26 protein-coding genes are annotated in these 24,367 nt (G+C 61.2%); all 26 read right to left on the reverse strand.

Annotated elements, in window-relative coordinates; translation table 11 throughout:
• Nucleotides 1-13 precede the first annotated feature (13 nt).
• Complete coding sequence (gene tssG / locus ACJ8HN_RS02700; protein WP_193146365.1) at nt 14-1,084, reverse strand: type VI secretion system baseplate subunit TssG; 1,071 nt, start codon at nt 1,082-1,084, stop codon at nt 14-16.
• Nucleotides 1,081-2,967: a type VI secretion system baseplate subunit TssF gene (gene tssF / locus ACJ8HN_RS02705; RefSeq protein WP_442523015.1), complete on the reverse strand. Its 1,887-nt coding sequence runs from the start codon at nt 2,965-2,967 to the stop codon at nt 1,081-1,083. Before tssF ends, tssG begins: the two co-directional genes overlap by 4 nt.
• A 4-nt stretch (nt 2,968-2,971) precedes the next feature.
• Entirely contained in the window at nt 2,972-3,547 is a 576-nt protein-coding gene (locus tag ACJ8HN_RS02710) for a type VI secretion system baseplate subunit TssE (RefSeq protein WP_033635032.1), read from the reverse strand.
• A 2-nt stretch (nt 3,548-3,549) separates the two neighbouring features.
• Nucleotides 3,550-4,371, reverse strand: coding sequence for a type VI secretion system accessory protein TagJ (locus ACJ8HN_RS02715; RefSeq protein WP_265093611.1), 822 nt, complete (start codon nt 4,369-4,371; stop codon nt 3,550-3,552).
• Between the two features lie 15 nt (nt 4,372-4,386).
• Nucleotides 4,387-5,373, reverse strand: a complete 987-nt coding sequence (locus ACJ8HN_RS02720; RefSeq protein WP_039565453.1) for a hypothetical protein — start codon at nt 5,371-5,373, stop codon at nt 4,387-4,389.
• Between the two features lie 28 nt (nt 5,374-5,401).
• Nucleotides 5,402-6,175, reverse strand: a complete 774-nt coding sequence (locus ACJ8HN_RS02725) for a PP2C family protein-serine/threonine phosphatase (RefSeq protein WP_015378289.1) — start codon at nt 6,173-6,175, stop codon at nt 5,402-5,404.
• On the reverse strand, nt 6,175-7,905 hold the full coding sequence (gene tagH, locus ACJ8HN_RS02730; protein ID WP_033653615.1) for a type VI secretion system-associated FHA domain protein TagH: 1,731 nt from the start codon (nt 7,903-7,905) through the stop codon (nt 6,175-6,177). Before tagH ends, ACJ8HN_RS02725 begins: the two co-directional genes overlap by 1 nt.
• Nucleotides 7,906-8,138: 233 nt before the next feature.
• Nucleotides 8,139-8,477: a T6SS amidase immunity protein Tai4 family protein gene (locus tag ACJ8HN_RS02735; protein WP_442523016.1), complete on the reverse strand. Its 339-nt coding sequence runs from the start codon at nt 8,475-8,477 to the stop codon at nt 8,139-8,141.
• A gap of 69 nt (nt 8,478-8,546) precedes the next feature.
• Nucleotides 8,547-8,900 carry a T6SS amidase immunity protein Tai4 family protein gene (locus tag ACJ8HN_RS02740; protein WP_442523541.1) on the reverse strand — a complete coding sequence of 118 codons (354 nt, stop codon included), beginning with the start codon at nt 8,898-8,900 and terminating at the stop codon, nt 8,547-8,549.
• A gap of 12 nt (nt 8,901-8,912) precedes the next feature.
• The gene (locus ACJ8HN_RS02745; protein WP_442523017.1) at nt 8,913-9,371 is read right to left on the reverse strand and encodes a T6SS amidase immunity protein Tai4 family protein; all 459 of its coding nucleotides are present in this window, start codon (nt 9,369-9,371) and stop codon (nt 8,913-8,915) included.
• Between the two features lie 119 nt (nt 9,372-9,490).
• Entirely contained in the window at nt 9,491-9,871 is a 381-nt protein-coding gene (locus tag ACJ8HN_RS02750) for a T6SS effector amidase Tae4 family protein (protein ID WP_442523018.1), read from the reverse strand.
• Nucleotides 9,872-9,920: 49 nt separating this feature from the next.
• Complete coding sequence (locus ACJ8HN_RS02755; RefSeq protein WP_004961372.1) at nt 9,921-10,403, reverse strand: Hcp family type VI secretion system effector; 483 nt, start codon at nt 10,401-10,403, stop codon at nt 9,921-9,923.
• A gap of 195 nt (nt 10,404-10,598) precedes the next feature.
• Nucleotides 10,599-11,027, reverse strand: a complete 429-nt coding sequence (locus ACJ8HN_RS02760; RefSeq protein ID WP_442523542.1) for a T6SS amidase immunity protein Tai4 family protein — start codon at nt 11,025-11,027, stop codon at nt 10,599-10,601.
• A 26-nt stretch (nt 11,028-11,053) separates the two neighbouring features.
• Entirely contained in the window at nt 11,054-11,545 is a 492-nt protein-coding gene (locus tag ACJ8HN_RS02765; protein WP_033653618.1) for a T6SS effector amidase Tae4 family protein, read from the reverse strand.
• The gene (locus ACJ8HN_RS02770) at nt 11,542-11,925 is read right to left on the reverse strand and encodes a Rap1a/Tai family immunity protein (RefSeq protein WP_049194641.1); all 384 of its coding nucleotides are present in this window, start codon (nt 11,923-11,925) and stop codon (nt 11,542-11,544) included. Before ACJ8HN_RS02770 ends, ACJ8HN_RS02765 begins: the two co-directional genes overlap by 4 nt.
• Nucleotides 11,926-11,992: 67 nt before the next feature.
• Nucleotides 11,993-13,498, reverse strand: a complete 1,506-nt coding sequence (gene tssC, locus ACJ8HN_RS02775; RefSeq protein WP_016927259.1) for a type VI secretion system contractile sheath large subunit — start codon at nt 13,496-13,498, stop codon at nt 11,993-11,995.
• A 3-nt stretch (nt 13,499-13,501) separates the two neighbouring features.
• The gene (gene tssB, locus ACJ8HN_RS02780; protein WP_033635026.1) at nt 13,502-14,038 is read right to left on the reverse strand and encodes a type VI secretion system contractile sheath small subunit; all 537 of its coding nucleotides are present in this window, start codon (nt 14,036-14,038) and stop codon (nt 13,502-13,504) included.
• Nucleotides 14,039-14,159: 121 nt separating this feature from the next.
• Nucleotides 14,160-15,191: a type VI secretion system protein TssA gene (tssA, locus tag ACJ8HN_RS02785; protein ID WP_442523019.1), complete on the reverse strand. Its 1,032-nt coding sequence runs from the start codon at nt 15,189-15,191 to the stop codon at nt 14,160-14,162.
• A 23-nt stretch (nt 15,192-15,214) separates the two neighbouring features.
• Nucleotides 15,215-15,934, reverse strand: a complete 720-nt coding sequence (tagF, locus tag ACJ8HN_RS02790) for a type VI secretion system-associated protein TagF (RefSeq protein WP_033647808.1) — start codon at nt 15,932-15,934, stop codon at nt 15,215-15,217.
• Between the two features lie 18 nt (nt 15,935-15,952).
• The gene (gene tssM / locus ACJ8HN_RS02795; protein ID WP_442523020.1) at nt 15,953-19,588 is read right to left on the reverse strand and encodes a type VI secretion system membrane subunit TssM; all 3,636 of its coding nucleotides are present in this window, start codon (nt 19,586-19,588) and stop codon (nt 15,953-15,955) included.
• A complete protein-coding gene (locus ACJ8HN_RS02800) occupies nt 19,588-20,790 on the reverse strand; it encodes a DotU family type VI secretion system protein (protein WP_049272050.1) in 1,203 nt (400 codons plus the stop codon). The genes tssM and ACJ8HN_RS02800 overlap by 1 nt, the downstream gene beginning before the upstream one ends.
• Nucleotides 20,791-20,811: 21 nt before the next feature.
• A complete protein-coding gene (gene tssK, locus ACJ8HN_RS02805; protein WP_033638522.1) occupies nt 20,812-22,158 on the reverse strand; it encodes a type VI secretion system baseplate subunit TssK in 1,347 nt (448 codons plus the stop codon).
• A gap of 40 nt (nt 22,159-22,198) precedes the next feature.
• On the reverse strand, nt 22,199-22,729 hold the full coding sequence (gene tssJ, locus ACJ8HN_RS02810) for a type VI secretion system lipoprotein TssJ (protein ID WP_048321733.1): 531 nt from the start codon (nt 22,727-22,729) through the stop codon (nt 22,199-22,201).
• Between the two features lie 29 nt (nt 22,730-22,758).
• Nucleotides 22,759-23,259: a type VI secretion system accessory protein TagV gene (gene tagV, locus ACJ8HN_RS02815; protein ID WP_442523021.1), complete on the reverse strand. Its 501-nt coding sequence runs from the start codon at nt 23,257-23,259 to the stop codon at nt 22,759-22,761.
• Between the two features lie 44 nt (nt 23,260-23,303).
• On the reverse strand, nt 23,304-23,696 hold the full coding sequence (locus tag ACJ8HN_RS02820; RefSeq protein WP_004934933.1) for a DUF4150 domain-containing protein: 393 nt from the start codon (nt 23,694-23,696) through the stop codon (nt 23,304-23,306).
• Between the two features lie 16 nt (nt 23,697-23,712).
• Entirely contained in the window at nt 23,713-24,348 is a 636-nt protein-coding gene (locus ACJ8HN_RS02825) for a DUF3540 domain-containing protein (protein WP_442523022.1), read from the reverse strand.
• Nucleotides 24,349-24,367 lie beyond the last annotated feature (19 nt).

The raw sequence follows: 24,367 nt of genomic DNA on the forward strand, positions 1-24,367 counted from the left end.
GGCCGAAATAGGGTCAGAACGGATTTTCCAGCGGTTCAGGGCTGAAGATCAGATCGTCGAGATCGCGTTGCCGCCGATCGTCGGCCAGCCAGCTGCTCAGGCCCAGTCGCTGCGCGCCGCCGAGCTGGATGCCGTGCGCCTGTTCCTTCGCCAGGATCAGGCGCACTTCCCAAACGAACTCGATGCCCAGATATTGGCGCACCCAGTCGCGCAGCTGCCGGCACAGGTCGGCGCCGGGCAGGAAGCGGTCATAGTCTTGCTGCGGCATCGGCCCCAGCTCGATGCGGAATTTGTGCTGAATATCGCGCACCGCGATGCCGAGAAAGGCCGACTCGCCGAGCCGCGGCGCGCCGCGCCCAGCCTTGAGCCGAGCTTGCTCGCGCGGTTCCACCCGCAGCCAGTGCGGCACGTTTTCGACGATGCGCACCGGCACCTTGAAATACTGCTGCAAAATCTTGCTCAGGCCTTCCGGATCGCGGCTGTGGCGAATCAGATGACCGGCCATAAAATGTTTGGCGTGGGCGTTGATGCTGTCGCGTTCCTGCTGCGCCGGCTGGCCGATGCCGATTAGGCTCGACAGGTACTCGTCGAAGCGCCGGTTGTCCGGGCGATCCAGCGACACCGTCGGCTGCGCGTCGGCCCAGGCGCGGTAAAACAGCAGCGTCAGCCGGTGATGGAACAGGTTGGTGAACGCCAGCAGGCTGGTGTCCTGGTGGTGGTACACCCGTTCGCGCACGTATTCGGTCAGGTGCAGCGGCAGCGGCCCGTTGGGGCCGAACAGGCCGAAGCTGAAGATCGAGACATCGTGCAGCGGGCTGTTGGCGCGCGGCGCCACCTGCGCCAGCGTGGAGGGCGCGAACGACAGCGACGGCTCCTGGCCCAGGCGCAGCATCTCGTGGCGCGGCAGCGGCGCGCGCCCCAGCAGGTAAGGCTGGCCGCCCTGGGCATCGATGCGGCGCAGCAGCTGAAACAGATCGTGCTTGTAAGGCGCGCTGCGCAGCCGCGGCCAGAAGTCGTCCGGCAGGCGATACAGCGCGTTGATCTGCGGCGGCGCCAGTTCGGTGTCAATCATCTCCGCGCTCATATCAGCGTCCTTTTGCCCATGCGCGCCTGCCAGTGGGCGATTTCGCCGCGCTGCTGGCTGGAGAGCGTCATCTCGGTGAAGGTGTTCATCGCCACCAGGCGTGAGAACAGGCGCTCCAGCACGCTGCCGAGCAGATAAGGGCTGTTGCCGGAGAACGCCTGCTCATCGACCGTCAGATCGATGGCGATGCCGCGCGCGAACACGATGGGGCCCGGCTCCGGCACTCGCCGATAAACCGGCCGCAGGTTGCAATGGCGCACGCCCTGGATCTGTTTGGCGATCGCCGGCTCGCTCAGGTTGCCGTACAGCCCCAGCAGCTGGCGCAGGCTGGCGGCGCCCTGTTCCGGATCGCCGTCCATCATGCTGAGGTAGTTCAGCTGCAGCTGGCTGATCAGCCGCCAGGTGATCATGTCTTCGGCCAGCGCCGGGCGCGGCGGGGTGGGGCCTTTGCGCAGCGAGACCTGCTTGATCGGGATCGAATCGGGCATCACGAAGTTGCCCTGATCCTGTTGCAGCAACATCAACGGCAGGTCGCGGCTGGTGCACAGCACGTCGGCGGTGAGGTATTTCAGATCGCTGTGCCACGGCGATTGCCGCTCGTCCACCAGCGACACGAACACTTCCGAACCGGCATAGCCGGTGCGGGTGCCGTAGCGGCGGGCGTGCTCCGACAGCGTGCGCTGTTCGCGCCGCAGCGAGAAGTAGGCGCCATAGTTGCCGTCGTCCGCGCTCAGGGTGCTGTAAAACGGCCGAAACTCTTGCTCGTAGCGTTTTTCGCTGGCGCTGCCGCCGAGCCGCTGCACCGAGAACACTTCGTAATCCAGCGGCCGGATATTGTCGACCACCAGATGGTATTCGTGGTTTTTTTCGTTGATCGCGATGCGTTCGGCGACCTTCGGAAACAGGTTGATCACCGGCGTGCAGTGCAGCGCCAAATGGGCGGCGTCGACCACCCGCTCCAGCGCGGCGTCGTGCCGATCCAGCAGCACCACGATTTCGAACTGGCGCAGCGCCTTTTTCCCTTCGCGCACGCTCTGCAGCAGCGGGCGCAGGCCGTTGACGCTGAAGAACTGGAAGCGCGCCGGGAAGGCGAAGTACTCCTGCAGCAGCCGGTAGCCTTCGAAGTTGCGCAGGTCGTTGGGCAGCAGCGCCTGATCGGCGGCGAAGCCCTCCTGCCGCAGCCCGTCCAGCGCCAGCGCCCGCCGCTGCGGCTGCGGCTCCACCGTTTGGCAGACAAGCCCGACGCTGTGCTGCATCAGCAGTTCCAGCAGCTGCTGCGCCTGCATGTCCGGCCCGGCCAGGTAAAACATCAGCTGATCCAGCTGCAGGTTGTTGAGCGTCACGCTTTCGTAGCACTCGAGACGAATGCGCAGCGCGCTGACGCAGCCGCTGTGCTGCAGCCCCAGCGAGGCCAACGGGATATCGGCCGGAATGCCGCCCAGCTCGACGGCGGCGATGCGCACCGGCTGCAGCGTGACGTCATGGGCGGTGGCGTAGCTGCAGGTGATGCCACTTTTCTTCAGCGTCTGGCTGTCCATCATGGTGCCGCGCGGCACCACGAAACCGTTGCTGATGTCACCTTTGCTGCTGTCCGGCTGCAGTTCGGCGATCGCCATCGACGGCGTCGGCGACAGGTAGTTGGGGTAGATGATCTCTAGCAAGCGCTGAGAAAAGCGCGGGAACTCGGCGTCCATTTTCAGCTGCACGCGCGAGGTGAGGAAGGCGAAGCCCTCCATCAGGCGCTCGATATAAGGATCCGCCACGTCGATGCCGCGCATGCCGAGACGGCCCGCGACCTTCGGGTACTGTTCGGCGAACTCGGCGCCCATCTCGCGCAGATAGGCCAGCTCGCGGTTGTAATAGTCTAAAAGTTTACTGTCCATCGCCTTACCCTATGTCTTTCAGATCGAAGTGGCCGTTTTCCAGATCCACGTCGGTACGGAACAGAAACTCCAGCGGATAGGGCACGCACCACAGGCGGCCCTTGATTTCGATCGACAACACGTTGTGCAGCTCCAACGAGCCGGTGTCCGAGATGCAGCGCACCTGCAGCCCCTCGGGCAAAATGCGCGGCTCGAAATGGAGAATGGACTCGGTCAGCGCGCGCTGAATGTCGAGCCATTCGATGTCTGACATGCGCTTGCCCGCCAGCGAGGCGATGCCGTAATTCAGGGTGGAGCGCCGCACCTGCGGAAAATCGCCGAGATCCAGATTGGATTCGCTGTTGACGCAGTTGAACAGCCACTGCAGATCGCGCAGCACCCGGCGGCGCAGTTCGCTGTGCGACACCAGGTTGCGCACCTGCGTCTCCTGTTTTTTCTGCGGTTCGTCGTCGGTCAGCATGTCGAGCAGCACCGGCTGCATTTTGTCGCGCGACGTCAGGCGCTCGCTGTCCTGACGATAGCGATAGCCCTGGCGGTGCAGATCGCCGCCGTCGTAGTGGGGTGGGCGCTTGTCGTTCATGGTCAGGCGCTCGCGTCGAAGCTCAGCTGCCGCAGGCTGTGCAGCGGGAATTCGTCGCTTTCGCTGAGCCAGGTCTTCAAGCCCAGCCCCGCATAGTGGGTGCCGTCGCCCAGCGGTTGCCATTCGGTGCGTTTGCCCAGCAGCAGCGCGTCGTCGCTGTCTTCGGCCAGCGGGTAGCGGGCGGGCAGTTGGCACACCTGTTCGCGGCCGTCGGTCAGGCGCACCAGCGCATGGCTCCACACCAGATCGATGGCGCTCTGCGGCGCCTGGAACTGGATCGCGGCGATGTCGGCGAACGGCAGCCAGTAGTAAACGCCGTTCAGCGCCAGCTCGCACACCGGGCCGAGGCGGCCGTCACCGTCGGTCAGCCAGTCGAAACGCAGCTGCCGTTCTTGGTCGCCTTCGGCCAACGTTAACCGCCCGGCGCCGGCCGGGGCGGCCTCCAGCGCTTCATCGCGCAGCGCCTGGGCCTGTTCGGCCGCCCCTTGAGCATCCTGATGCAGCGCCTGCACCATCAGTTTCAGCCAGGGCTGATCCTGTCGCAGCAGCGCCGGCGCGGCCGTGCCGGCGAACACCGCCTGGCGTTGCAGCTCGGCGTTGACCGACTGCATCAGCAGCAGCGTGGTCGGTTGAGCTATCGGTTTCAGCGCCTGCCAGGATTTCAGCTGCGCGTTGGCGCGCGTCCAGTTGCCGCTCAGGCACAGCAGTTGCACCAGCGCGGCGCGCAGGTCGGCATCCGCCGGTTTCGCCTTGATATCGTTTTCGACGGCGGTGATGGCCGCGCCGATCGACTGGCCTTGCAGCATGCTTGCTAATGATTTCACAGGCTTTCCTTATAATCAGTGAGTGGCGCCGTTAACCGACAGGTAGCTGCCGCTGGCGGGATCGACCCGGTCTGCGGCCAGCTTTTCCACCAGCTTGAAGGTCAGCGGAGCGGGGGCGCTCAGCAGCGGTTGCCAGGCGGTTTGCGCCTGCTGCAGGCGCTGTTTGATCTTGTTCTCGTCTGCGGCGTCGACGCGCGGCATTTCAACGATCGCTTCGCCGTTGAACGCCCACGCGTGCAGCTTCGGTTCGAAGCTCAGTAGCAGGAAGCTGCCCGGCGCCTGCGGGTTGCCGCCCAGAACCAGCCGCTGGGCGTTGGCGCTGACGACGGTCAGCGCGCGATCGCCGCCGTTGATCTGCGCCAGCGGATAGCCTTGCAGGAACCACAGCGTCGGCGAGAGGGTTTGCCCGCCCTGTTGCAGCGTGACCGCGCCGCTGCCCTGCAGCCAGCCGTCCTCGCCGCAGCGCAGCGCGTCGCCGGCGGGAATGAACAGCGCGCCGCCGTTGGCTTCGTCACGCCAGAAGGTGCGGAAGTGGCAGCCCTGCGGCAGGCTGAAACGCTGAGCCGGCGCGGTGTCCGCTTGCGGAGAGGTCACGGCTACCGCCGCAGGGATCGCCGGCTGCGGCGGGGTCTGCGGCTGCTCGACGGCCTCCTGTTTGACCACCGGTTTCCAGCCGCGCGCTTTGGCGGCCTCGCCGCTGGCCAGCTTCTCACCGCGCTTGTCGGTCAGTGTCCAGGGCAGGTGGCCGGTTTTCGGGCACTGCTTTTCCAGCAGATTGCCGACGCGCGGCAGGAAGTCGTTCAGCACCGCCGGATCCTGGCTTTGCGCCGAGACGATGCGCAGCGGGATGCTTTTGCCGCACCAGCTTGCCGGGTTGCTGTTTTTGACGTCATCGATAAACACTTCCAGCTTCTGGCTGGGGGAGTAAACCAGGCGATAGTTCATCGCCTGCGCGGTCGGCACCGCCATCAGGGCGACGAGCCCCGGCATCCAATATTTCATAGTGAACCTTGCTGTGAATGTGCGCTGCTCAGTCGCGGCTCAGAAACCGCTCCGCATCCGCCAGCGAATGCAGCAGGGTGGTTTCCTGCGGTGAGCCAATCCAGACGGCGATAGCGCTGTAGTTATCGCTGTTATTGTTTTTCTTCCATGCCTGCTGCATCAGGGCGATCCACTCGCTGGGGGAGTTGACCATGTGCAGCGACTGTTCCAGTTCGGCCTGGCTGAAGCTGTGCCAGAAGCCGTCGGTGCACAGCAGGAAAACGTCGCCGTCTTCCAGCTGCAGCACGTCGCTGTAGGTGGCGTCGCGCTCTTCATTGAGCCCCAGCGCGAAATACAGCAGGTTGCTGTTGATGCCGTTGGTCTGATAGCCGGCGTCCTGCATCTGTTGGATCAGGCTGTGGTCGGTGGTGACGGCATGCAGGTAGCCGCGGCGGAAGAGATACAGGCGGCTGTCGCCGGCGTGCGCCCAGTAGGCCAGCTGATAATCGCGATCGATAAACAGGCTGACCAGCGTGGTGCCCATCTTGCTGTATTCGTCCGACTGCCGCTGCTGCTGGTGGATGGCGGCGTTGGCGCGCGTAATGTGCTGGCGAATGCTCTGGGCGTTCAGGTGCTTTTCGCCGTCGAAGTTTTGCAAAATGGTGTCGCGCGCCAGTTTGGCGGCGATATCGCCGCCCGGAAAGCCGGCGATGCCGTCGCACACCACGAAGCAGGCGGCGCGGTTGCCGAGCACCTCGCCGGTCTGATCCTGGTTGGAGGCGCGGCCGCCCTGGTTGGAAGTAGAGGCTATGGTGATATTCATTACGCGTCCGGTTTGGTCTGTGAGTCTTTGTATTGATTCACTTCAACGTCATAGGCGTGCAGGAAGGCTTCGCCGAACAGGGTGTGGAAATCGTCCTCGATCTCGCCGGAGGTTTGCTGATAGTTCTTCACGAAGTAGTCCCACAGCGCAGCCTTGCGGTTGGCGGGCAGCGACAGGCGCGGCGCCACGCCTTCCTTGCGCGCTTCCTCTTCGAGACGCTCCGGGTTGAACGACTGCAGCATGGCGGCGATGATGGCGCGAATACCGGCGATCATCCCCAGCTGGTGCGCCTGCAGGTCGATCAGCGCGTCGCGCACCGCCTGTTCCGGCGGCATAAAGCCCGGCATCTGGCTACCGAACATCTGCATCAGCACCGTTTTGCCCGAAGGCAGCAGCTTGAACGGGTTGTTGGCTTCGTCGAGGATCATGGTCATTTCGGCCTTCACGCCGCGCTTGAGGATAGAGCGGGATGACAGCAGGGCGACGGTGCCTTGCGAGAACAGGCTCAGCAGGCGGCCGGCCTGGCGGATCTGTTGTTCGTCGAAGTGCGGCTGCGGCTGCAGATCGTCGAGGCCGATGCCTTGCAACAGCGCCGCCAGCAACGGCCCTTCCAATGTGTCGCCATTCGGCGCGGCGGCATGTTGCCGCTGGGCGGACTGGTAGGCGACCGGATCGATGCCCAGGCGGTTGCCCTGGCGCGGGCGCGGCGGCTGCACGGGTGGTTCCTGCTGGCTGAACTGCGGCGCGGGTTGGGGCTGCGGCTCGGGGATTTGCACGGGCGGTGGCGTCGGCTGTGGGCGCGGCGCTTGCGGTTGTGCGGCGATCGGCGGCGCGGGCGGCTGTACCGGTTCTTCCGGCTGGGCCAGCGGCACGGCGCCGCCCATTAGCAGCCCCAGCGGATCGTTGCTGTTCAACGCTTCTGGCGAAGCGGGCGCGGATGAACCGCCGAACAGCGCCAGCGGATCCAGCTCTTGCTCCGGTTGCTGCGTTTTTTGGGTGGGAGCCGCCGGGCGCGGCGGCGCAGCCTGCTCCGCCAGCAGCGCGCTGGGGGTGGTATCGGCCAGGATGTGTTCGCGCTCAAAGGTGGTGTCGGTGTTGAACAGCGCCGCCGGATCGGTTTGCTGCTGCTGCAGCTGGCGCAGATCGACATCGCCCGCCAGCTGAGCCAGCGGATCGGCTGGGTTCAGCTCGCGAGCGGGGGTATCCAGCAGCGGGTGGTTGCCTGGATTGGCGACCGGCGGCGGTGTGACTGTGGCGGCGGCCGGCGCATTCGGCGTGAATTCTTCCACCAGGCTGTCCCAGATTTCGTTGGGGATTGGCGCGGCGGATTTTTCTTTGGCGGCGGCTGCAGGGGCCGCAGCAGCGGCAACGGCGGCGGCCTTGGCCACCGGTTGAGCCTGTGGCGCGGCGTGCTGTTGCAGCGCGCTGACTTCAATCTGGTAATCGTCGATGCCGAGCACGTCGCCGTCCTGCAGTTCAACCTGGCGGCCACGTTCCAGCGGAATGTCGTTCAGCAGCACGCGGGTAACGTTGCCGCGGTTGGTGATGCGGCATTCGCCGTCAGCGGAAATATGCACGATCGCCTGCAGACGGGAAATAGCGCGCTCTTCGTCCGGCAGCACCAGGTTGTTGTCCACGCTGCGGCCGATGGTGCCGCCCGGCGGCAGAAAATCGCAACTGCTCTGCGGCGGAACCTGGCCGCTTTTATTTTTTACAATGGAAAATCGCATAAGGCATTCCTGCTGATTAGGAGGTAGTGCAATAATTAATGATTCGATCTGTGGCTTGCCAAAATTGGCGGGTATTTTGGCAAGCCGTTAAGTTGTTTCTTAACTCGTTCACTAAGGCTTGTTGTGGTCTTAATTTTACGAAATGCTTTTGTTATTAATTGAAGGCTTGTTGATTAGAGAATTGAAATTAGATTTCTTGATTATCTCAAGGTAACTACCCTCTTATAACTAATTTACTGATTAGAGTAGCGAGAAAAGATGACGTTAGCTTCACTGGCGCTCTGCAGTGAAAGACAATCTAAAGTATGGTAAGTCCCTTGAACTGAGCCTTGGCTATTTTTATTTGCGTACTGTTCAGCCAGTTTTTCACCTTGTTCAAATGCATCCATCGGCAGTTTACTCAATTCTAAATAGGCGGAAGCGGAACGGAAGGCGTCTTGTTTGGTTCTTTCTGAGTCAGTGGATTTCACAATGCAGCGGCTGGTTAACCAATTTTTATATAGTGCCTCTTGCGATAAAGCATTAAGCGAGTTTTCAGCAAGGACTACATGGCTTCCGAGCAGCAGAGACATTAAAAAGTACGTGTATCTTCTCATCCGAGATAACCTTTGATATGAGCCGTCGTTTGAGCAACTCTGATATCAGTTGTCGTCTTTCCCTTGGTACTTCTTGATGATGGCTTGCAACGCTTGGCTATGTACAAGATCGATGCACTTTGCCATCGTCATCGTCTCCCCAGACATGCTGTCATAGGGCTTTGCCAGAAATTCTTTTGCCAGCGCCCTGACAGCGGTATGCGCTTCCAGAGAATAATCGCCGAACTCCATGTAACCCTTGGCGGCAGCGGCGGCATCGTTTTTGACTTCTTTTGCTGAGTACCCCTCGGCGATACAAACGCTAAGCGCGTAGTTTTTGAGGTGCTCGGCAGGGGAGTAGTCAATTTTTGTCGCTGCATTAGCGTTCAACGTTGCGGCGATGGCCACAGTCAGTAAGATTCTTTTCACTGATTATATCCGAGGAGGATTTTCATTTATTCTATCCGGATTGTCTTTCACCCAATTATCATTAGGGCGCTGTACATAGTCTTTCGCAAGTTTGTCAAGATCTTTACTATGGTACATATCCATGCACTTCATTAAGTCTAAGCGGCTTTTCCCATCCTTAGCATTGTAATTCTTTTGCAAGTACTGCTTTGTCAGCGCAATGATAGGGGATTCTTCATCACGAATTGCATAGTATGACCACGCATCGATTCCATTCGATGAGGCAATTGCATCTTTGCTGGCTTCTGGTGATGTCTTATAAGCGACTGAAATGCAGTAGGTTAGAGCGATATCTTTATAGTTTTGCAAATAGTTTCTGTATGCTGCCTGCGGTGGCCACTTTTCAATAGGTTCTTCTTGATTTTTCTGTGCTATAGCACAAGTGGCATATAGACAAAAAAAGGAGATAAGGATTTTTTTCATCTCAATACCCAAAAGTTAGCGTAATTTGTTGTATAGCGAGCTTCTGGTTCATTGAAATAACAATGATCATAACAATCGCCGTTCCCATTCCAGAGCGTAGCATGTCCTCCGGCATCGCTTCAACCTGCAATTTCAAACAATATGATCCCCTTCTTTCCTGCTAATTCACCACCACCTGGAGGAGGGAACTTGACTCGAAGGTCGGGTTTGCCCCAGATCTTTGTCAAATAAGCGATAAGATCTTTAACTCTAAAAAAATACCATTGACGATCGGCACCTGATACGGTCTGATCTTTTACATAAGGAATGGGAAAGCCAGATTTATTCAAGATGTAGCTCATGCGTACAGCGCAGGTGTTTTCCCACTTTCCATTAGGCGCAATATTCATGGCTACACGCCCACCGATAATCTCGGCAACATTCTGAGCTGAATATTGCGCGTTATATATTTTAGTGCTTGCAGCCCATGCGGCTGAAAAAATGGGGCGGTTATTATTCATTGTTATTTCCCTATATTAGACCCCCGGCCGTAACCGGGGGGCATACAAATTAAGCTTCGCGGTTTTCCTTGATGTTCCAACCTGCGCTGCTTTCGGCGCCTTTGCCGCCTTTGTCGCTCTGCTCCCAGTATTGCTGTTTCACTTTGGCCGCCTGGAACGAGTAGGTGACGCCCACGGTGTCTTCGCCGCCTGCGCCGGTGTACTGCACGGCGGTGACCAGCACGTCGTCCAGGGTGATTTTAACGTACTCAACCTGAGTACCGCCCGCCTTGCAGACAGACAACTCAACCTTAGTCAGGTGCTTACCGCTGGAGCAGTGCTTCAGCAGCGCCGGGGTTGACTTGTCGACCAGCGCGTTAACGTGCAGATCGTTGAAGCACACTTTACCGGCGCCACCGCCGCCGCCAACGCCCATATTGCCCGGTTGAGAAGCGCCCCAGGAGAAAGAAGTAATGTCGGTCCAGCCTTTGTGATTCGAATCTTTAGATTCGCCGCTGGCACCTTCAACTTTCAGGAACATATCAATAGCCATAGTTTCTTCACTCTTTATTAAGGGTTAACAGTAGTATTAACGTTACGTTGAAAAACTCAGGTAATAGCAGCAGGAATTGCAAGTGTGGTAATGCATTACCAATTTATATCCTTGTGCCATGCACCTTATTAAATACCGAAAACTATCGGTACGGGTTACCGAGCCACTATTAAGTGCTAATGGCTCAATGCTTAATTATTTCGCGTTATCTTGATTCCACGTGCGATCTGGATTGCCTGCTATGAGCTGTCGGGAAAGCTTGTCCAATTCAGGGCTATGGTACAACCGCAGACAGTTCAAGGTGACGCCTTGACTCTTGTCTTTAGTTTCACTGTGAAACTCATTGATTCTGGATTTATATTTGTCGATGAGAACATTGATTCTCTCATCACCTGATTCGATATCGAATGGCATCCATTCTCTCATCGCATTCGCTGTTCTGGCTGCATCAAGAGAGAATGCTTTATCCGAATCGGAGACCTGTGCCAGGCAGCGTGACAATGCCAGTTCTTTTACGACCTGGTGATAAGGCATCTGTTTGATAAATGCCACCGGATCTTGAATCGGCGCTGCTTGCAGCCTTAATGAGGCGATAAGCAAGCATGCAGTTAAACCAAACCTCATGCTTTTACTGGTCAGCCGATGGAACACTAGCTTAATTCCCAAAACCAGACTTCTTTGCAGTTAAAATAGCAATGGGAATGGCAGGTCAATAGCGAGTTTTCTGGTTCGATAAGATCAATGTGTCCGCCATCATAGTTGGTTATTTTATTGAAGAACACGACGCCTTTTTTATTGCCGATACCCTTCTCTGCATCTGGAGCATTAAAGAAAATGTTGGCTTTGCCAAAACTACTGGAGCGATGTAACTGATCGGCCAGCAGTTTGGCTCCAGGTTCAATCGTTTTACCCTTATAGGCGCCTTTTTTGATTGGCAGGCGGCCTTTGAAGCTGATGCCAGCTTTCAACAGCGCCAGGCTCATGCGGACGGCACAGGTATTGGCATAACCAGGGTTTTGCTTTAGAAGCGTATCAAGCTCATAACCAATCTCGGCGTAAACGGCTTCTGCTGCCAAATATCCCGGGCTAGAGTAATCAGAGGAGTAATGGCTGCTTTTTAGCTGACGATATAATGGTTTCATGCTTTGCCTCCTTTGCAGGGGAAGCGAGTCGCCAGAGCCTCTTCAATCAGGGAGGCTGCCCTTTCGTGCAGGCGCGCAGCGGGAAGTTTATTAAAGAATTCGAACACAAACTCCTGCAGAGTGACGGTTTGTAGCTGGCTGTATTGGCACCAGCTTTTTCCTTCCGTCGCGTCCAGCACGCCCAGCAAATAAATCCGCGCTTTCTCTTTTTCCTGTTTATCTGCACTGCGATAGAAACGGAAAAAGTCGCTGCCTGGCAGATTGACATCATCGGACGTCAAATGCTGTCTCGTTGTCTGCTCTGCGAAAGCTGGCGGCGCGGCGGAGAGCGAACAGACGACTGCCAACAGCGATGCCAGATAAAACCGTTTTGTCTTCATCTTTCTTTCCCTGTGATGAGGTTAATGTATCAGCCAGGCCGCACTATCGCGGCCTGACTTCAGCCCATCAGGACGCGTCGTTTTGCTTCAACGAAGGCAGTTTCGACACCAGGCGCAGGGAGACGGTCAGGCCTTCCAGCTGGTAGTGCGGGCGCAGGAAGAACTTGGCGCTGTAATAGCCCGGGTTGTCTTCGATCTCTTCCACCTGCACTTCCGCCGCGGCCAGCGGTTTGCGCGATTTGGTTTCCTGCGAGGAGTTGGCCGGATCGCCGTCCACGTAGTTCATGATCCAGTCGTTCAGCCAGCGTTCCATGTCGTCGCGCTCGCGGAAGGAGCCAATTTTGTCGCGCACGATGCACTTCAGGTAATGCGCGAAGCGGCAGCAGGCGAACAGGTACGGCAGGCGCGCGGAAAGCTGGGCGTTGGCGGAGGCGTCGGCATCGTAGTATTCCGCCGGCTTCTGCAGCGACTGCGCGCCGATAAAGGCGGCGAAGTCGGAGTTTTTGCGGTGCACCAGCGGCATAAAGCCGTTTTTGGCCAGCTCGGCTTCGCGGCGATCGCTGATGGCGATCTCGGTCGGGCACTTCATGTCCACGCCGCCGTCGTCGCTCGGGAAGGTGTGGCACGGCAGGTTTTCCACCGCGCCGCCGGATTCCACCCCGCGAATGGCGGTGCACCAGCCGAACTCTTTGAACGAACGGTTGATGTTGGCGGCCATGGCGTAGGCGGCGTTGGTCCAGGTGTAGTTGCCGTGGGTCGCGCCGTCGGTGTCTTCTTCGAAGTCAAACTCGTCCACCGGGTTGGTGCGGATGCCGTACGGCAGGCGCGCCAGGAAGCGCGGCATCACCAGGCCCAGGTAGCGCGCGTCTTCCGACTCGCGCAGGCTGCGCCAGGCGGCGTACTCGGTGTTCTGGAAAATCTTGGTCAGATCGCGCGGGTTGGACAGCTCCTGCCAGGACTCCATCTGCATTACGCTTGGCGCGGTGCCGGCGATGAACGGGCAGTGTGAGGCGGCGCCGATCTTGGCCATTTCGCCCAGCAGCTCCACGTCCTGCGGGCTGTGATCGAAGTAGTAGTCGCCCACCAGGCAGCCGAACGGTTCGCCGCCGAACTGGCCATACTCTTCTTCGTAGACTTTCTTGAAGATCGGGCTCTGGTCCCAGCCCACGCCTTTATAACGCTTCAGCGTGCGGCCCAGCTCCTGCTTGGAAATGCTCATGAAGCGGATCTTCAGCATCTCGTCGGTTTCGGAGTTGTTGACCAGATAATGCAGGCCGTGCCAGGCGCCTTCCAGCTTCTGGAAGTCGTCGTGGTGAATGATCTGGTTGATCTGCTGCGACAGCTTTTCGTCGATTTCCGCGATCAGCGCCTGGATGGTGCGGTAGGCGTCGGAAGAAACGGTGACGGTGTTTTCCAGCGCCTGCTGCGCCAGGGTTTTCACCGCGTTCTCGACCGCTTCTTTGGCCTGATCGGTCTTCGGCCGGAACTCTTTGTTCAGCAGCGCGCTGAATTCATCGCTGGAAAAAGTCTCGGTGGTCTGCAACGCATTTTGTTGCTGAGGCGAGTTGCTCATCGATTAATCCTCACGCTCGTTGTTTTCGTCGTTAACCGCCGGCTTCGGCGCGTCGGTCAGGGATTGCAGCAGCGCCGGATTTTGCAGGATCTTGGAGATCAGCTCTTCGGCGCCGTTCTTGCCGTCCATGTAGGACAGCAGGTTGGAAAGCTGGGTGCGGGCGTCCAGCAGATTGTCCAGCGCGTCGACCTTGCGGGCGATGGCGGCGGGGGAGAAGTCTTCCATGCTTTCGAAGGTCAGATCGATGTTCAGCTTGCCTTCGCCGGTCAGGGTGTTGTCGACCTGATAAGCGACGCGCGGCTTCAGCGATTTCATGCGCTCGTCGAAGTTGTCGACGTCGATCTCCATGAACTTGCGCTCTTCCACGCTGGCTTGCGGATCGACCGCTTTCCCCACCAGATCCGCCATCACGCCCATCACGAACGGCAGCTGGATTTTGCGCTCTGCGCCATAAATTTCGACATCGTATTCAATCTGTACGCGCGGCGCGCGGTTGCGGGCGATGAATTTCTGCCCGCTGCGGGATTTCGAGTTTGACATGATTTACTCCATCTAATGGCGATTGGGAACGCGCCTCGTCCGGCTGGGAGAGTCAGGTTCTGATTCGGGTCTGCGCAGGGGCAGACGGTATCGGATGCGTCAAGAGAACAAAGGTCGGCGGCTAGCTGTTCTCCTCGTTGTCGGGGCGACCGAGAATGGTCTCCAGTTGGTTAAGCCCATCGGGCGCCAAATCGCGGACGATTTGCATAAAGTCCAGCGTAATCAACCGCTGGACCCGATCGATCATCAGCGGCGCCGGGTGGCTCGGCTCATGAAGACGAAAATAGTTTTTCACCTTGTCCAGCATCAGCTGGGCGTCGTCGCGCGACTGGATCTGCGCGCTGCGCCAGTTGAGCGGGGCGGTGGCGCTCTGCACGGCGGCGGGTGGCTGCACGGCGGCGGCTTCCGGCGGGGCGTCGGGTTCGGCGGCGGCCGGGGCCTCGCTCTGGCCGGCGAGCGCCACCAGCGAAAAGACCTTGGTGAGCGCGCTCATTTCCGGCAGCGCGCTTTCCCCCAGATGACGGGTCACTTCGCCGCGAATGGCGCTCAGGGTGTTGGCGATGCGCGCCACCAGGGCGCCTTCGGGGCGATCCTGTTGCGCCAGTTCATCCTGCAGCCGTGCGCGGCCGCCGGGAAAATTGGGGCACTCCTGCTTGCTGCCGTCGAGCAGGGCGCCGGCATCGCGCAGCGAGATTTCACCGGCGGCGCTTTTCAGCAGCGGCGCGGCGCGCACGCTGGCGGCCAGCGCGGCTTTATCGCCAAGATCGGCCAGCGCGTTGATGCGAAACAGCGGGTCGGCCTCGCCGTCGAACTCCAGCGGCGGCTGCAGGGCATCCCAGTAACGGGCCATCGACTGGTGGATCAGCGTCAGCCCGTCGGCGTAGCCCGGCAACCCGCGCAGCTGGGTCCAGGCGCGGGTGAGATACAGCATGACGCGCAGGTCTTTGGTGCGCGCCAGCAGCGAGGTCGCGAGGCGTTCGACCTGCACCCAATCCGGCGCTTCTTCCGGGATGATGGTGCTGCCGAACTGTTGTTCGGCCTTGCCGGTGGCGGCTTGTTCCATCGCCAGAAAGTCGGTGTCGTATTCCAGGTTGTCGCCGCAGGGGTTGTCCGCGTCGACCGGGGCCAGCAGGGTATCGGTGTCGATAGCCATAAAATTTCCTTCAACGAGCGATGTTAATCAAACATTTGCGGGTACTGGCCGCCGCGGCCGGGGCGCGCCCAGCCGTTGGGCTCGAACAGCAGTGAAAACAGCTGCACGGTGAGGTTGCCGCTGTGCACGTGGGTATAGAGCGGGTGTCCGTCGGCCTGATTGGTCCACCAGAAACTGGTGTACTGCGCCGGGTCGAAACAGTCGGCGGCCTGTTGCCAGCCGAGGCCCGGTACGTCCGGATGCTGGAAACCGATAATCGACAATATCTCGGAATCCGCTTCCGCCGGCGGGCTGGGCAGCGCCGGGATCGCCTGCAACGTGCGGTCGATCTGCTCGGCGGAGAAACCGTTGCGCACGCCGTTCAGCAGGGTATAACCGAGCTGTTGGTACCAGCTCGCCGCCATGTTCAGCTGTTGCGGCCGCCAATCCTGTTGGCTGAACAGGCGCAGCGCGCAGATCGGGTAGCGTCGCCCGACGCGATCGCGCGCCGGCAACAGGCAACCCATCTGCACGTACGGGCTGCCGAGCGTGGCGGGGATCACGAAGTTCCACACCGGTGCGTTGCTGAACGGGTGGCCGTTCGGCCCCTGCGCATCGCGCTGCAAATTCACCAGCCCGTTATGGAACCAGTGGGCCCAGTTGTTGACCACCGGATCGGGCAGGCGGCGTTGCAGGAAGTCGCCGGCGGAAGGGAGTTTGCCGTACCAGCCGATGCTCGTCGGGGCGCTTGAATCAGTGCTCATGGTCATGTCCTTTCGGGGCTACGGGCACGAGAAGGCCGGCAGTTGGAACGGATTGCGAATGCTGTTGGGCGTGAACTCCAGCGTGACGCGGTGGCCGTCAAGATTGAAGGTCGCCTGGCGGCCGAGGCCGCCGGTGCCCGAAGACTGCGCCATATCCACCAGGCGGTTCAGCGCCCACGGCCCGCTGGTCACCAGGCTGGCGGTGGTGCCGTTGGCCAGCGCCAGCTGCAGATGCACCTGGTTGGTATTGCGGGTGCCCGGCCAGCTGACCACCAGCGGCACCTGCGGGCCGTGGCTGTATTTGAACAGCTGCCCGTCGATATCCAGCGTCAGGTTGAGAATGTCGTTATCCATCCGCACCGGCCGCACGGTCATGCGGTAAGAGGGCGTCGCGGTGCCGTTGGCGAAAAAGGCGTCGCGGATGCGCTGCGCCTGTTGGAACGACCGCAGGATGCCCTCGCCGCCGGGCAGCGTCTTGCCGTCCACGCCGGGGGTAAAGCGCCAGTTGGCGCGGGTGGTGTCGACCTTGCCCTGCAGGTTGTCGCGGAAGAAGCTGTCCATCAGCCCGCTGTTCGGCGCGAACATGCGCGCCAGATCGTCCGGCGTCACTTCCTGGCGCGCCCGGGCCACCAGCGGATAACGGCCAGCGATCGCCTGGCGGCAGAAACTGCCGACCTCGAAGCTGATGCGCTTTTTCACGTTCTCCATCTCTTTGCGCTGGGTGTCGCTGCTGGCGCCGATCGCCAGCGACAGCAGCATCTGTTTGAACGGCACCGGCAAGCGGCCGGATTCGGCCTGCAGACGCGGGATGATGTCGCTCGGTGGCGCCGACATGCCGCTGTTGGCCGCGCCCTGAACCGCCGTCAGATAGCTGTACAGCTCATCGACCTGCTTGAGCACGCTGTCGAAAGGGATCGCCTTATTGCCTTCGCCCTGGCTTTGCGCCAGCTCCAGCAGCGGCGCGAAGTGCGCCATCACCAGCTGTTCCGGCTGGGCGGATACGTCGCCGTCGGCGTTGGCCGGCCGGTTGGTGAACAGCGCTTCCAGCGTGCGGTTGGCGTTTTGATTCAGTCTGTCTTCGGTTTTGGCCAGCAGCGAGCGGGAGTCGGCGTCGCTTTTCTCGTCGCGCAGGGTGACGTTTTTGCTGACGTTGACCAGCAGGTTACGCATCGGCGACGGGTTGCCGGACAACAGGCGCGCGCTGCTGATGCGCTGGGTCAGGTTGCCGATGTTGGCCAGCTGGATATCCCCCAGCAGCTCATCCCAGGCGCTGATGAAGTCCTGCATGTACAGCTGGCGGATGGTTTTGGTCAAATCAGCGCTCTTCTGCTCCGGCGTCTGGCTGTTCAACACCCAGACGTCTTCCTTGCGCAGGGTGTCGGTCACCGGATCGATGTTGTCGTTGAACGCTTTCCAATACCCCTGCGAGGTAAACAGGCCCGGCACGCCGTCGGTCACCGGTTTGCCGCTTTTGCGGCTGAACGCCAGCTCGGTCTGCGGGCCGGCCAAATCGACCAGGCTGACCGGCTTGATGTCGGTCTGCTTCAGCAGCAGGCGCTTGAGGCGGCCGTAGACGCGCTGCGACAGCGGCGCCCGGTTGATGGCGGCCTGCGCCTGCGCCACCAGCGGGTCGTCTTTGGCGTAAGGCGAGGCCTGGATCTGCGCATCCAGCAGCTGGCCCAAATGCCATTCGATCTGCTGCAGCTGTTTCTGGGTGCTGCCCTGCGGCAGGTTGCGCTGCAGGTTGAGCATCACCCAGGCGCGCAGGAATTTGCCGTCGTACTGCTTTGGCAGATACAGCATCTGGTAGGCCTTCAGCGCTTCGTAGCTGAAGTCCGCATCGCCGTGGTTGTCGTTGCGCAGCGTGGCGGCGATCTGTTGCGCCACCTGCGGCAGCAGCAGCTCTTTCAGCGCTTTTTGGTACAGCGCATTGCCGGCGTCGCTCACCTGATCGCCGCGGAACAGCCCCATGCGGTAGGTGAACGGCGGATCGTCCAGCGAAAAGTTTTGGCTGTCCGGCAGGTGCAGCAGGCTGTTGAGGAACGGCAGCAGCGAGAACATGTCGCCGTTGCCCAACTGCGTCAGGTTTTGCCCCTGGCGCTCGACGCCGGGCACCTTGGCGGCCACTTCCGCCAGATAGGCCTTGTTGTTGCCGTAGCTGGTGAACCAGAGCATCGCCAGCACCGCCAGGATCACCGCCAGCGCGATGTAACCCGCCCAGTGCAGGGCGCGGTTGCGGTATTCCCACCAGCGGTTGCTGCCCGCCAGCCCGGATTCCTGGAAGACCACCGATTCCAACGTCTCTTTCAGGAAGAAGCTTTGGCCCTTGGCCGCCGGGATTGGCGCTTCCTGGCCCACGCTGTCCCAGGCCGCGTTGGCCTGCGCCCCTGAGTTTGCCGTCGGCAGCTGCAGATAGCGGTTCAGCTCGCCCATCACCCGGTCGAACGGCAGGCCTTCCTGCGTGCCGCTGGTGAAATAGATGCCGCGCGGGGTAAAGCGGGTTTCAAAACTGGAGGTGGCGAACACCTGCTCCAGGTATTGGCCGAGCAGCGGGCGCAGCGCGGCGAACTCCTGCGGGAACAGGTAGCTTTCGGCGCGCTGGCGCGCGTCGTGCTCCATCAGCAGCGTATCAGGCAGCGCCGCGTCCAGCCGCTGTTGCAGCAGGGCGTATTGCTGTTCGAAAGCGGCGTTCAGGTTGAAGTCCGGCTGCCGCGAGCGCTCGTAAGGGAAGGTGAACCCCCAGATCTGGTCGCGCTGTGCTTTGTCGAAGCTGCCGAAGTAGGCCATAAAGCCGTTGAGCAGGTCGGTTTTGGTGACCAGCACATAGACCGGGAAGTGAATGCCCAGCTGTTCGTGCAGTTCGATCAGGCGTTTGCGCAGCGCGCTGGCCTGGGCGGCGCGCGCTTCGGCGCTGTCGCTCAGCAGATCGGCGACGCTGATGGTCACCATCACGCCGTTGATCGGCTGACGGGTGCGGTATTTTTTCAGCAGCGCGACGAAGCTTTGCCACTCGCCGGCGTCTTCTTCGCGCTGGCTTTCCTGCGTGGTGTAGCGGCCGGCGGTGTCGAGCAGCACGGCGTCGTTGGTAAACCACCAGTCGCAGTTGCGGGTGCCGCCCACGCCGCGCAGCGCGGATTTGCCGAAGCGATCCGCCAGCGGGAAGTGCAGGCCGGAGTTGACCAGCGCGGTGGTCTTGCCGGCGCCGGGCGCGCCGATGATCACATACCACGGCAGCTGGTACAGGTACTGGCGGCTAAAGCGGGTCATCCAGCGGTGTTTGCCGTCGCCCTGGCCCGGTGTGAAGCGCGCCTTTTTCAGCAGCTGCGCCGCTTCGTCGAAGCGCTGCGCCAACTGATCGTCTTGTTTGACCTCGGGCTTGCCGTCTTCCGCCGGCACCGCTTCGGCGGCGCGCAGGTTGCTCAGCAGGCGGCTGTTGAACCAGGCGCTGTAGAGGCGCGGGATCAGGCGGCACAGGAACCAGATCAGGTAGATAACGCCGATGGCGATCTGGCGGTTGAGTTCCGGCTCCAGCGGGCGATAGTCGCCGATGGCCACCAGCGGGCCGATCATCCAGATGATGAACGCCAGCGCGGTAATGCCGACAAAGCCCCACAGCAGGCGGCTGGTGATGATGGAGAATAACGTACTGAGCATTACTTTCCGGTTCCTTGCGGCAAGCCGTTGATTTCCGCCTGGGTATTTTCCGGGGCGACCAACAGCGTAATTTCTACCCGGCGGTTCAACGCGCGGTTCACTTTGTTATCGTTCGGCGCGACGGGATTGCTCTCGCCGCGGCCCTCGGCCTTGACACGCTGCGGGTTGGCGAGGTGCTTTTGCAACCGGGCGCTGACCGCTTCGGCGCGCGCCAGCGACAGCTCCCAGTTGGAGGCGAAACGGGCGCTGCGGATCGGCACGTTGTCGCTGTAGCCGGTGACCAGGATTTTGCCGCTGACGCCGTTCATGGCGGCGGCGATGCGGTCGATAACCGGAATATAGTTGGCGCGCACCGTGGTGGCGGCGGAGTCGAACAGCCCGTCGCCTTTGAGGATCACCACGCTTTGCTGCGCTTCGTCGCGCACCACCACCAGCCCTTCGGCGATCTCTTTGCGCAGGAAGCTTTTCAGGCTCAGCGTCGGCGGTGCGGCCGGCGCCGGGTTACCGATCGCCACCTGCGGCAGATTGGTTTGGTAAATCGCCGCCAGCACCGGGCTGGTGTTGTCGCCCAGCCGCCAGTTGAGGGCGATGAACAGCAGCGAAGCCAGGAAGCCGGTCAGCGCCACGCAGGCCCACAGCGGCACCAGCGGGCGCCACAGTTTCTGCTGTACCGGCAGATCCAGCGCATGGGGCGACAGCGGCGGGGCATAGCCGCCGCGCACCGACCGGATCAGCTGCAGCAGGCGCTGCTTCATGGTTTCCAGCTGCGAGCGGCCGTTTTCCATCACCCGATAGCGGCCTTCAAAGCCCAGCAGCAGGCAATAATTGATCAGCTCCAGCAGGTTGATGTGCTCGCGCGGGCTTTGCGACAGCTTGGCCAGCAGCTGGAAGAATTTCTCGCCGCCCCAGGTTTCGTTATGGAAGGTCACCAGCAGCCCGCTGCCGGACCACACACTGTTGCTGCCCCACGGGGTCAGCGCCGCCGCTTCATCCAGCGCGGTGCACAGGCAATAACGCGCGCCGATGATCACCTCGTACGGCAGGTTGGCGCGTTGGCCGCGGATCTCGAAGCGGCGCATTTCGTCGATCAGCTGTTGGCGCAGCTGCGCCGGGTTGGCGTGCGTGGCCGACTGGCGGATCTGCGAAATGGCGTTCAGCAGCGGGTTGGCGGCGTCCACCAGCGGGTTGGCCGCCGGCGCCATGCTATTTTCCTGAGTCATAGGTTACCGGTCCGTATGGCTGCGAATCGCCCAAAATTCCATGTCCAGCCCCGGGAATTCGCCCGCCAGGTGCAGAGCGAAGGCGCTGGATTTTTCCATCTGTTTCCACAGGTCGCCGCCTTTTTCCAGCTCGAAGTAGGTGTAGCCGGCGTGATAGGGGATCTGGCGCGGCGCGGCGGGCATGGTGCGCAAACCGATGCCCGGCAGCTGCAGCTGCACCAAATCGCGGATGCGCGTGACCGGGGCGATCTTCATCTGCGCCGGGAAATGGGTCAGCAACACCTCGGCGGCCACGTCGGCGCGCACCGCCAGCACGAAGCCGAAGTCGCGCATCATTTTGGCGTCCTGCACGGTGGCGACGTTCAGCCCGTGGGAGCGTTCGACCAGCGTCAGCTGAATGGCGTTGTCTTCCAGCACCACCGACAGCCCCTGGCGCAGCAACAGCATCAGCTTGCCGAAGCACAGCGCCAGGTTGTCGTGGTCATACACCGGCAGACGGCCTTCCGGGGTGCGCTGCGCCGAGAAGCTGGCGAGCTCGGTGGCGAACTGCAGCCAATCGGCGAACAGGCGCTCCGGGTGCAGATGGTCGAGGTGGTAGGCGTGGCTCACCTGGCCGAGGTGGCGGTTGATCAGCTGCAGCAGCATGAAATCGACCATTTCGGAACTGCCGCCGCGGCCCGGCTGCAGCAGGCGCTGGCTCATCTGCTGGCTGCGCTGTTGCAGCAGGCCCTGCAGATCGTTGATGAAGGTTTTCAGTACCGGGTTGCCCTGGCAATTCAGCATCGGTGGGATCTGCGCGGTATCGAGGCGCAGGCTGTTGTCGCCGCGTTTTTCCAGCACGCGGGTCACGCCGAGCGCCGTCCATTCGGCGTTGAGTTCGCTCTCCAGCATCAGCCGCAGGCGCAGGCGGCCGAACTGCAGCGCCGCGCTGCCCACCGAAACGGCGTTGAGATCGTCGACTTCGTTCTCGTAAGCCAGATAGCGCGCCAGCGCCTCCGGGCTTTCCTGAAAGATCACGTCTTCACGCCCCGCGCGGTAGGTCGGCAGGGCCAGCACTACGTTTTCACCGGTCTTGTTTTCGGCGATGGTCAGCGGCGCGGGCGCCTGCTGGGCGCCGGCGAAGCGAAACGGCGTGCCGTCCGGCATGATGCCGCTGGCGGCGTTGAGGGCAATCTTGCCCTGGCGCAGCAGCGTTTGGTCCAGATCCAGGGTCAGGAACCCCCAGAAACAGCCGCTGTGGGCCTGGCCCCAGTTGCGCATATAGCCTTCGAGATAGTTTTCCGCCTGCTGGAAATGGTGGGGGCGCAAAAACATCCCCTCAGTCCAGACAACCTTATGAGCATCTTTCATCATCACACCTATAGTTACTTCGCTTCAGCGCAGCGGTAGGTCAGTCGACCTTTTTTACGGGGCGCAGGCCACTCACGCCCGCGACGATATGCGCTTCCAGCTCATCCGGCGAGAATTGCCATACCTTATAGAAATTGGTTTCGGTGGGTTCCGGCAGCGGCAGTGAAAGGCGCCAGGTTTTGCCGTCCAGATTTTGATATTCGGCGATCACGCCGATGTAGCGCGCATCCAACGCGCTTTGCCCACCGAGTTTTTTGCCGGTCTGGCCCGGCGTCAGGAAGAACTGATCGCTGTCCAGCAGGCTGTTGCCGAGCACGCTTTTGGCGTCGTTTTGCAGACTGAAGAAGTCGGCATCCATGAATTCCGCATCCGAACGCAGCAGCAGCACGCGAATTTTTATCGGCGCCGGTTGCGCGCCGGCGGCGGCGTTGACCTGGCGATCGGCATCGAACACCAGGCTGTATCGCGACGGCACGCTTTTGGCGGAAGACATGCAGCCGCCGAGCGCCAGTGCGCCCAGCAGTAGAAAAAGCATCCCGCACCAGCGGGAAGCGATAGGGGTCGTCATCATGGGAATCTCGTCGCCCGCAGGCGTGCTGACTACTGGAGGATCCAGGTGGCTGAGCCGGCGTTTTTACACGCCTTGCTGTCGCCGCCGACTTTGACGCAGTCCTGTTTGGCGGCGCGCGCGCGGCGCGGCAGATCTTTGCGCAGCGTCGATTTGTAGCGCGCTTCCGGTACGCCGGCGTTGGCCTGGATGTAACCCATCAGGTCGCCGCCCCGGATGGCGGAGATCGCCAGCCAGTTGTTTTCCACTTCGCCCAGCGCGTAGAACGCGGCGGCGTTGTCCAGGCTGCCGACGGCGGTGCCGGTATAATTCGGGCTGCTCATGATGCTGGCGGCGTACAGGCTGCGGTACTCCTCACCGATCGGCTTGAACTGTTTCGGCGCGCTCACCGCGGCGCGGTGCTTTAGCGTGACGCCGTTGACCTCACTGCTGACGATGGCGTCGTTATTGAGCGCCGGCGGCGGTGGCGGCGGCGTGGAACAACCGGCAAGCGTCAGGGCGGTCAGCAGCGTCAGGGTAATCCGTGTTTTCACAATGTCCTCTTCTTGTTTAATGGCTGTGTAATAGGGCGCCGTCATCAGGGCGCAAGCAGCAACACTTTTAATTGGCTCGGCACGATGCGCATGCCGAGCGCGTTGGTGGAATTCTGCAGGCTGAGGCTGGTCAGCCGGGTGGCCGGGGTGCCTTTGAGCAGCACGGTAAAGGCGCCGGTCAGGTGGCGGGACGGCCCCATCACCGTCCCGGAAGCGACGCCGGTGGCCACGCCGGGGTTGTCGCCGTTGGTCAGCGGCGTCACCGTCGCCATGTTGTGCGCCGGGGTGCCGACGAACAGAATGTTGAACGCGTTGGGGATGGCGGTCGGCGCCAGGGCGATATCCGGGTAGGGCACGGGTACCGGCGCCGGGCTTGGCGTCAGACAGACGTCGGGAAACGCCAGATCCACGCCGATCATTTGGCTGTTGGCAAACATAAAAGGCCTCCGCAGGTTATCCGACGTGGATTTGTTCCGAATCCAGCTTGGTGATGTCTTTTGAAGTAATTAGCGTGTTGCGGGCATGAATGCGGGCGTAATCTTCAGCCTGGTAATCCAGCTGCCCGGCGCGCACGTGCTCGGTCTGGCGCACTTTGCGGAACAGCGAATGGCTGATCTGGCTGACCGAATGCCACAGCGACTCGCAGCGTTTGCCGACCAGGCGGCTGATGCTGACGAAGGCCGACAGCTCTTCGCCGCTGTATTTCATCTTGTCGACCTGGCAGTCGCCGCTGTTGGCCTGCAGCGTCATGGCGTCGCCGCTCAGTTTCAGCGCCTGCGCGCCGTGCAGCGACAGCGAGCCGCTCGGCGTTTCAATGTGCAGATCGCCTGCAACGCAGAGCCGCGCCGCGCTTTGCGGTTCCGCGCGCTCAAGGACGGCGATCGCCCACAGCTGGTGGCCGCAGCCGGCGACCAGCACGCTATCGCCGAGTGCCGGCGTCAGCAGGCAGCTCGCCGCCCGGCGGCAATGCCAGCCGCGGCCTTCGCACTCCACCACCAGACTGCCGTCCGGCAACAGGTTGACGACCTGGCCGGCGGCCTGCTGGGGCGGTGCGATGTTGACGGCGCGGGTTGTGTTGGCAACGCTCATGGTGATCCCCTCGTGAAGT

Source organism: Serratia sp. CY29653 (assembly GCF_052169255.1).
Lineage (GTDB): Bacteria > Pseudomonadota > Gammaproteobacteria > Enterobacterales > Enterobacteriaceae > Serratia > Serratia sarumanii.

Excerpts from the sequence above, each read along its gene's own strand:
- tssG (WP_193146365.1), bottom strand. The coding sequence starts at position 1,084 with ATGAGCGCGGAGATGATTGACACCGAACTGGCGCCGCCGCAGATCAAC.
- tssF (WP_442523015.1), bottom strand. The coding sequence starts at position 2,967 with ATGGACAGTAAACTTTTAGACTATTACAACCGCGAGCTGGCCTATCTG.
- ACJ8HN_RS02710 (WP_033635032.1), bottom strand. The coding sequence starts at position 3,547 with ATGAACGACAAGCGCCCACCCCACTACGACGGCGGCGATCTGCACCGC.
- ACJ8HN_RS02720 (WP_039565453.1), bottom strand. The coding sequence starts at position 5,373 with ATGAAATATTGGATGCCGGGGCTCGTCGCCCTGATGGCGGTGCCGACC.
- ACJ8HN_RS02725 (WP_015378289.1), bottom strand. The coding sequence starts at position 6,175 with ATGAATATCACCATAGCCTCTACTTCCAACCAGGGCGGCCGCGCCTCC.
- tagH (WP_033653615.1), bottom strand. The coding sequence starts at position 7,905 with ATGCGATTTTCCATTGTAAAAAATAAAAGCGGCCAGGTTCCGCCGCAG.
- ACJ8HN_RS02735 (WP_442523016.1), bottom strand. The coding sequence starts at position 8,477 with ATGTCTCTGCTGCTCGGAAGCCATGTAGTCCTTGCTGAAAACTCGCTT.
- ACJ8HN_RS02745 (WP_442523017.1), bottom strand. The coding sequence starts at position 9,371 with ATGAAAAAAATCCTTATCTCCTTTTTTTGTCTATATGCCACTTGTGCT.
- ACJ8HN_RS02750 (WP_442523018.1), bottom strand. The coding sequence starts at position 9,871 with ATGAATAATAACCGCCCCATTTTTTCAGCCGCATGGGCTGCAAGCACT.
- ACJ8HN_RS02755 (WP_004961372.1), bottom strand. The coding sequence starts at position 10,403 with ATGGCTATTGATATGTTCCTGAAAGTTGAAGGTGCCAGCGGCGAATCT.
- ACJ8HN_RS02760 (WP_442523542.1), bottom strand. The coding sequence starts at position 11,027 with ATGAGGTTTGGTTTAACTGCATGCTTGCTTATCGCCTCATTAAGGCTG.
- ACJ8HN_RS02765 (WP_033653618.1), bottom strand. The coding sequence starts at position 11,545 with ATGAAACCATTATATCGTCAGCTAAAAAGCAGCCATTACTCCTCTGAT.
- ACJ8HN_RS02770 (WP_049194641.1), bottom strand. The coding sequence starts at position 11,925 with ATGAAGACAAAACGGTTTTATCTGGCATCGCTGTTGGCAGTCGTCTGT.
- tssC (WP_016927259.1), bottom strand. The coding sequence starts at position 13,498 with ATGAGCAACTCGCCTCAGCAACAAAATGCGTTGCAGACCACCGAGACT.
- tssB (WP_033635026.1), bottom strand. The coding sequence starts at position 14,038 with ATGTCAAACTCGAAATCCCGCAGCGGGCAGAAATTCATCGCCCGCAAC.
- tssA (WP_442523019.1), bottom strand. The coding sequence starts at position 15,191 with ATGGCTATCGACACCGATACCCTGCTGGCCCCGGTCGACGCGGACAAC.
- tagF (WP_033647808.1), bottom strand. The coding sequence starts at position 15,934 with ATGAGCACTGATTCAAGCGCCCCGACGAGCATCGGCTGGTACGGCAAA.
- tssM (WP_442523020.1), bottom strand. The coding sequence starts at position 19,588 with ATGCTCAGTACGTTATTCTCCATCATCACCAGCCGCCTGCTGTGGGGC.
- ACJ8HN_RS02800 (WP_049272050.1), bottom strand. The coding sequence starts at position 20,790 with ATGGCGCCGGCGGCCAACCCGCTGGTGGACGCCGCCAACCCGCTGCTG.
- tssK (WP_033638522.1), bottom strand. The coding sequence starts at position 22,158 with ATGAAAGATGCTCATAAGGTTGTCTGGACTGAGGGGATGTTTTTGCGC.
- tssJ (WP_048321733.1), bottom strand. The coding sequence starts at position 22,729 with ATGATGACGACCCCTATCGCTTCCCGCTGGTGCGGGATGCTTTTTCTA.
- ACJ8HN_RS02820 (WP_004934933.1), bottom strand. The coding sequence starts at position 23,696 with ATGTTTGCCAACAGCCAAATGATCGGCGTGGATCTGGCGTTTCCCGAC.
- ACJ8HN_RS02825 (WP_442523022.1), bottom strand. The coding sequence starts at position 24,348 with ATGAGCGTTGCCAACACAACCCGCGCCGTCAACATCGCACCGCCCCAG.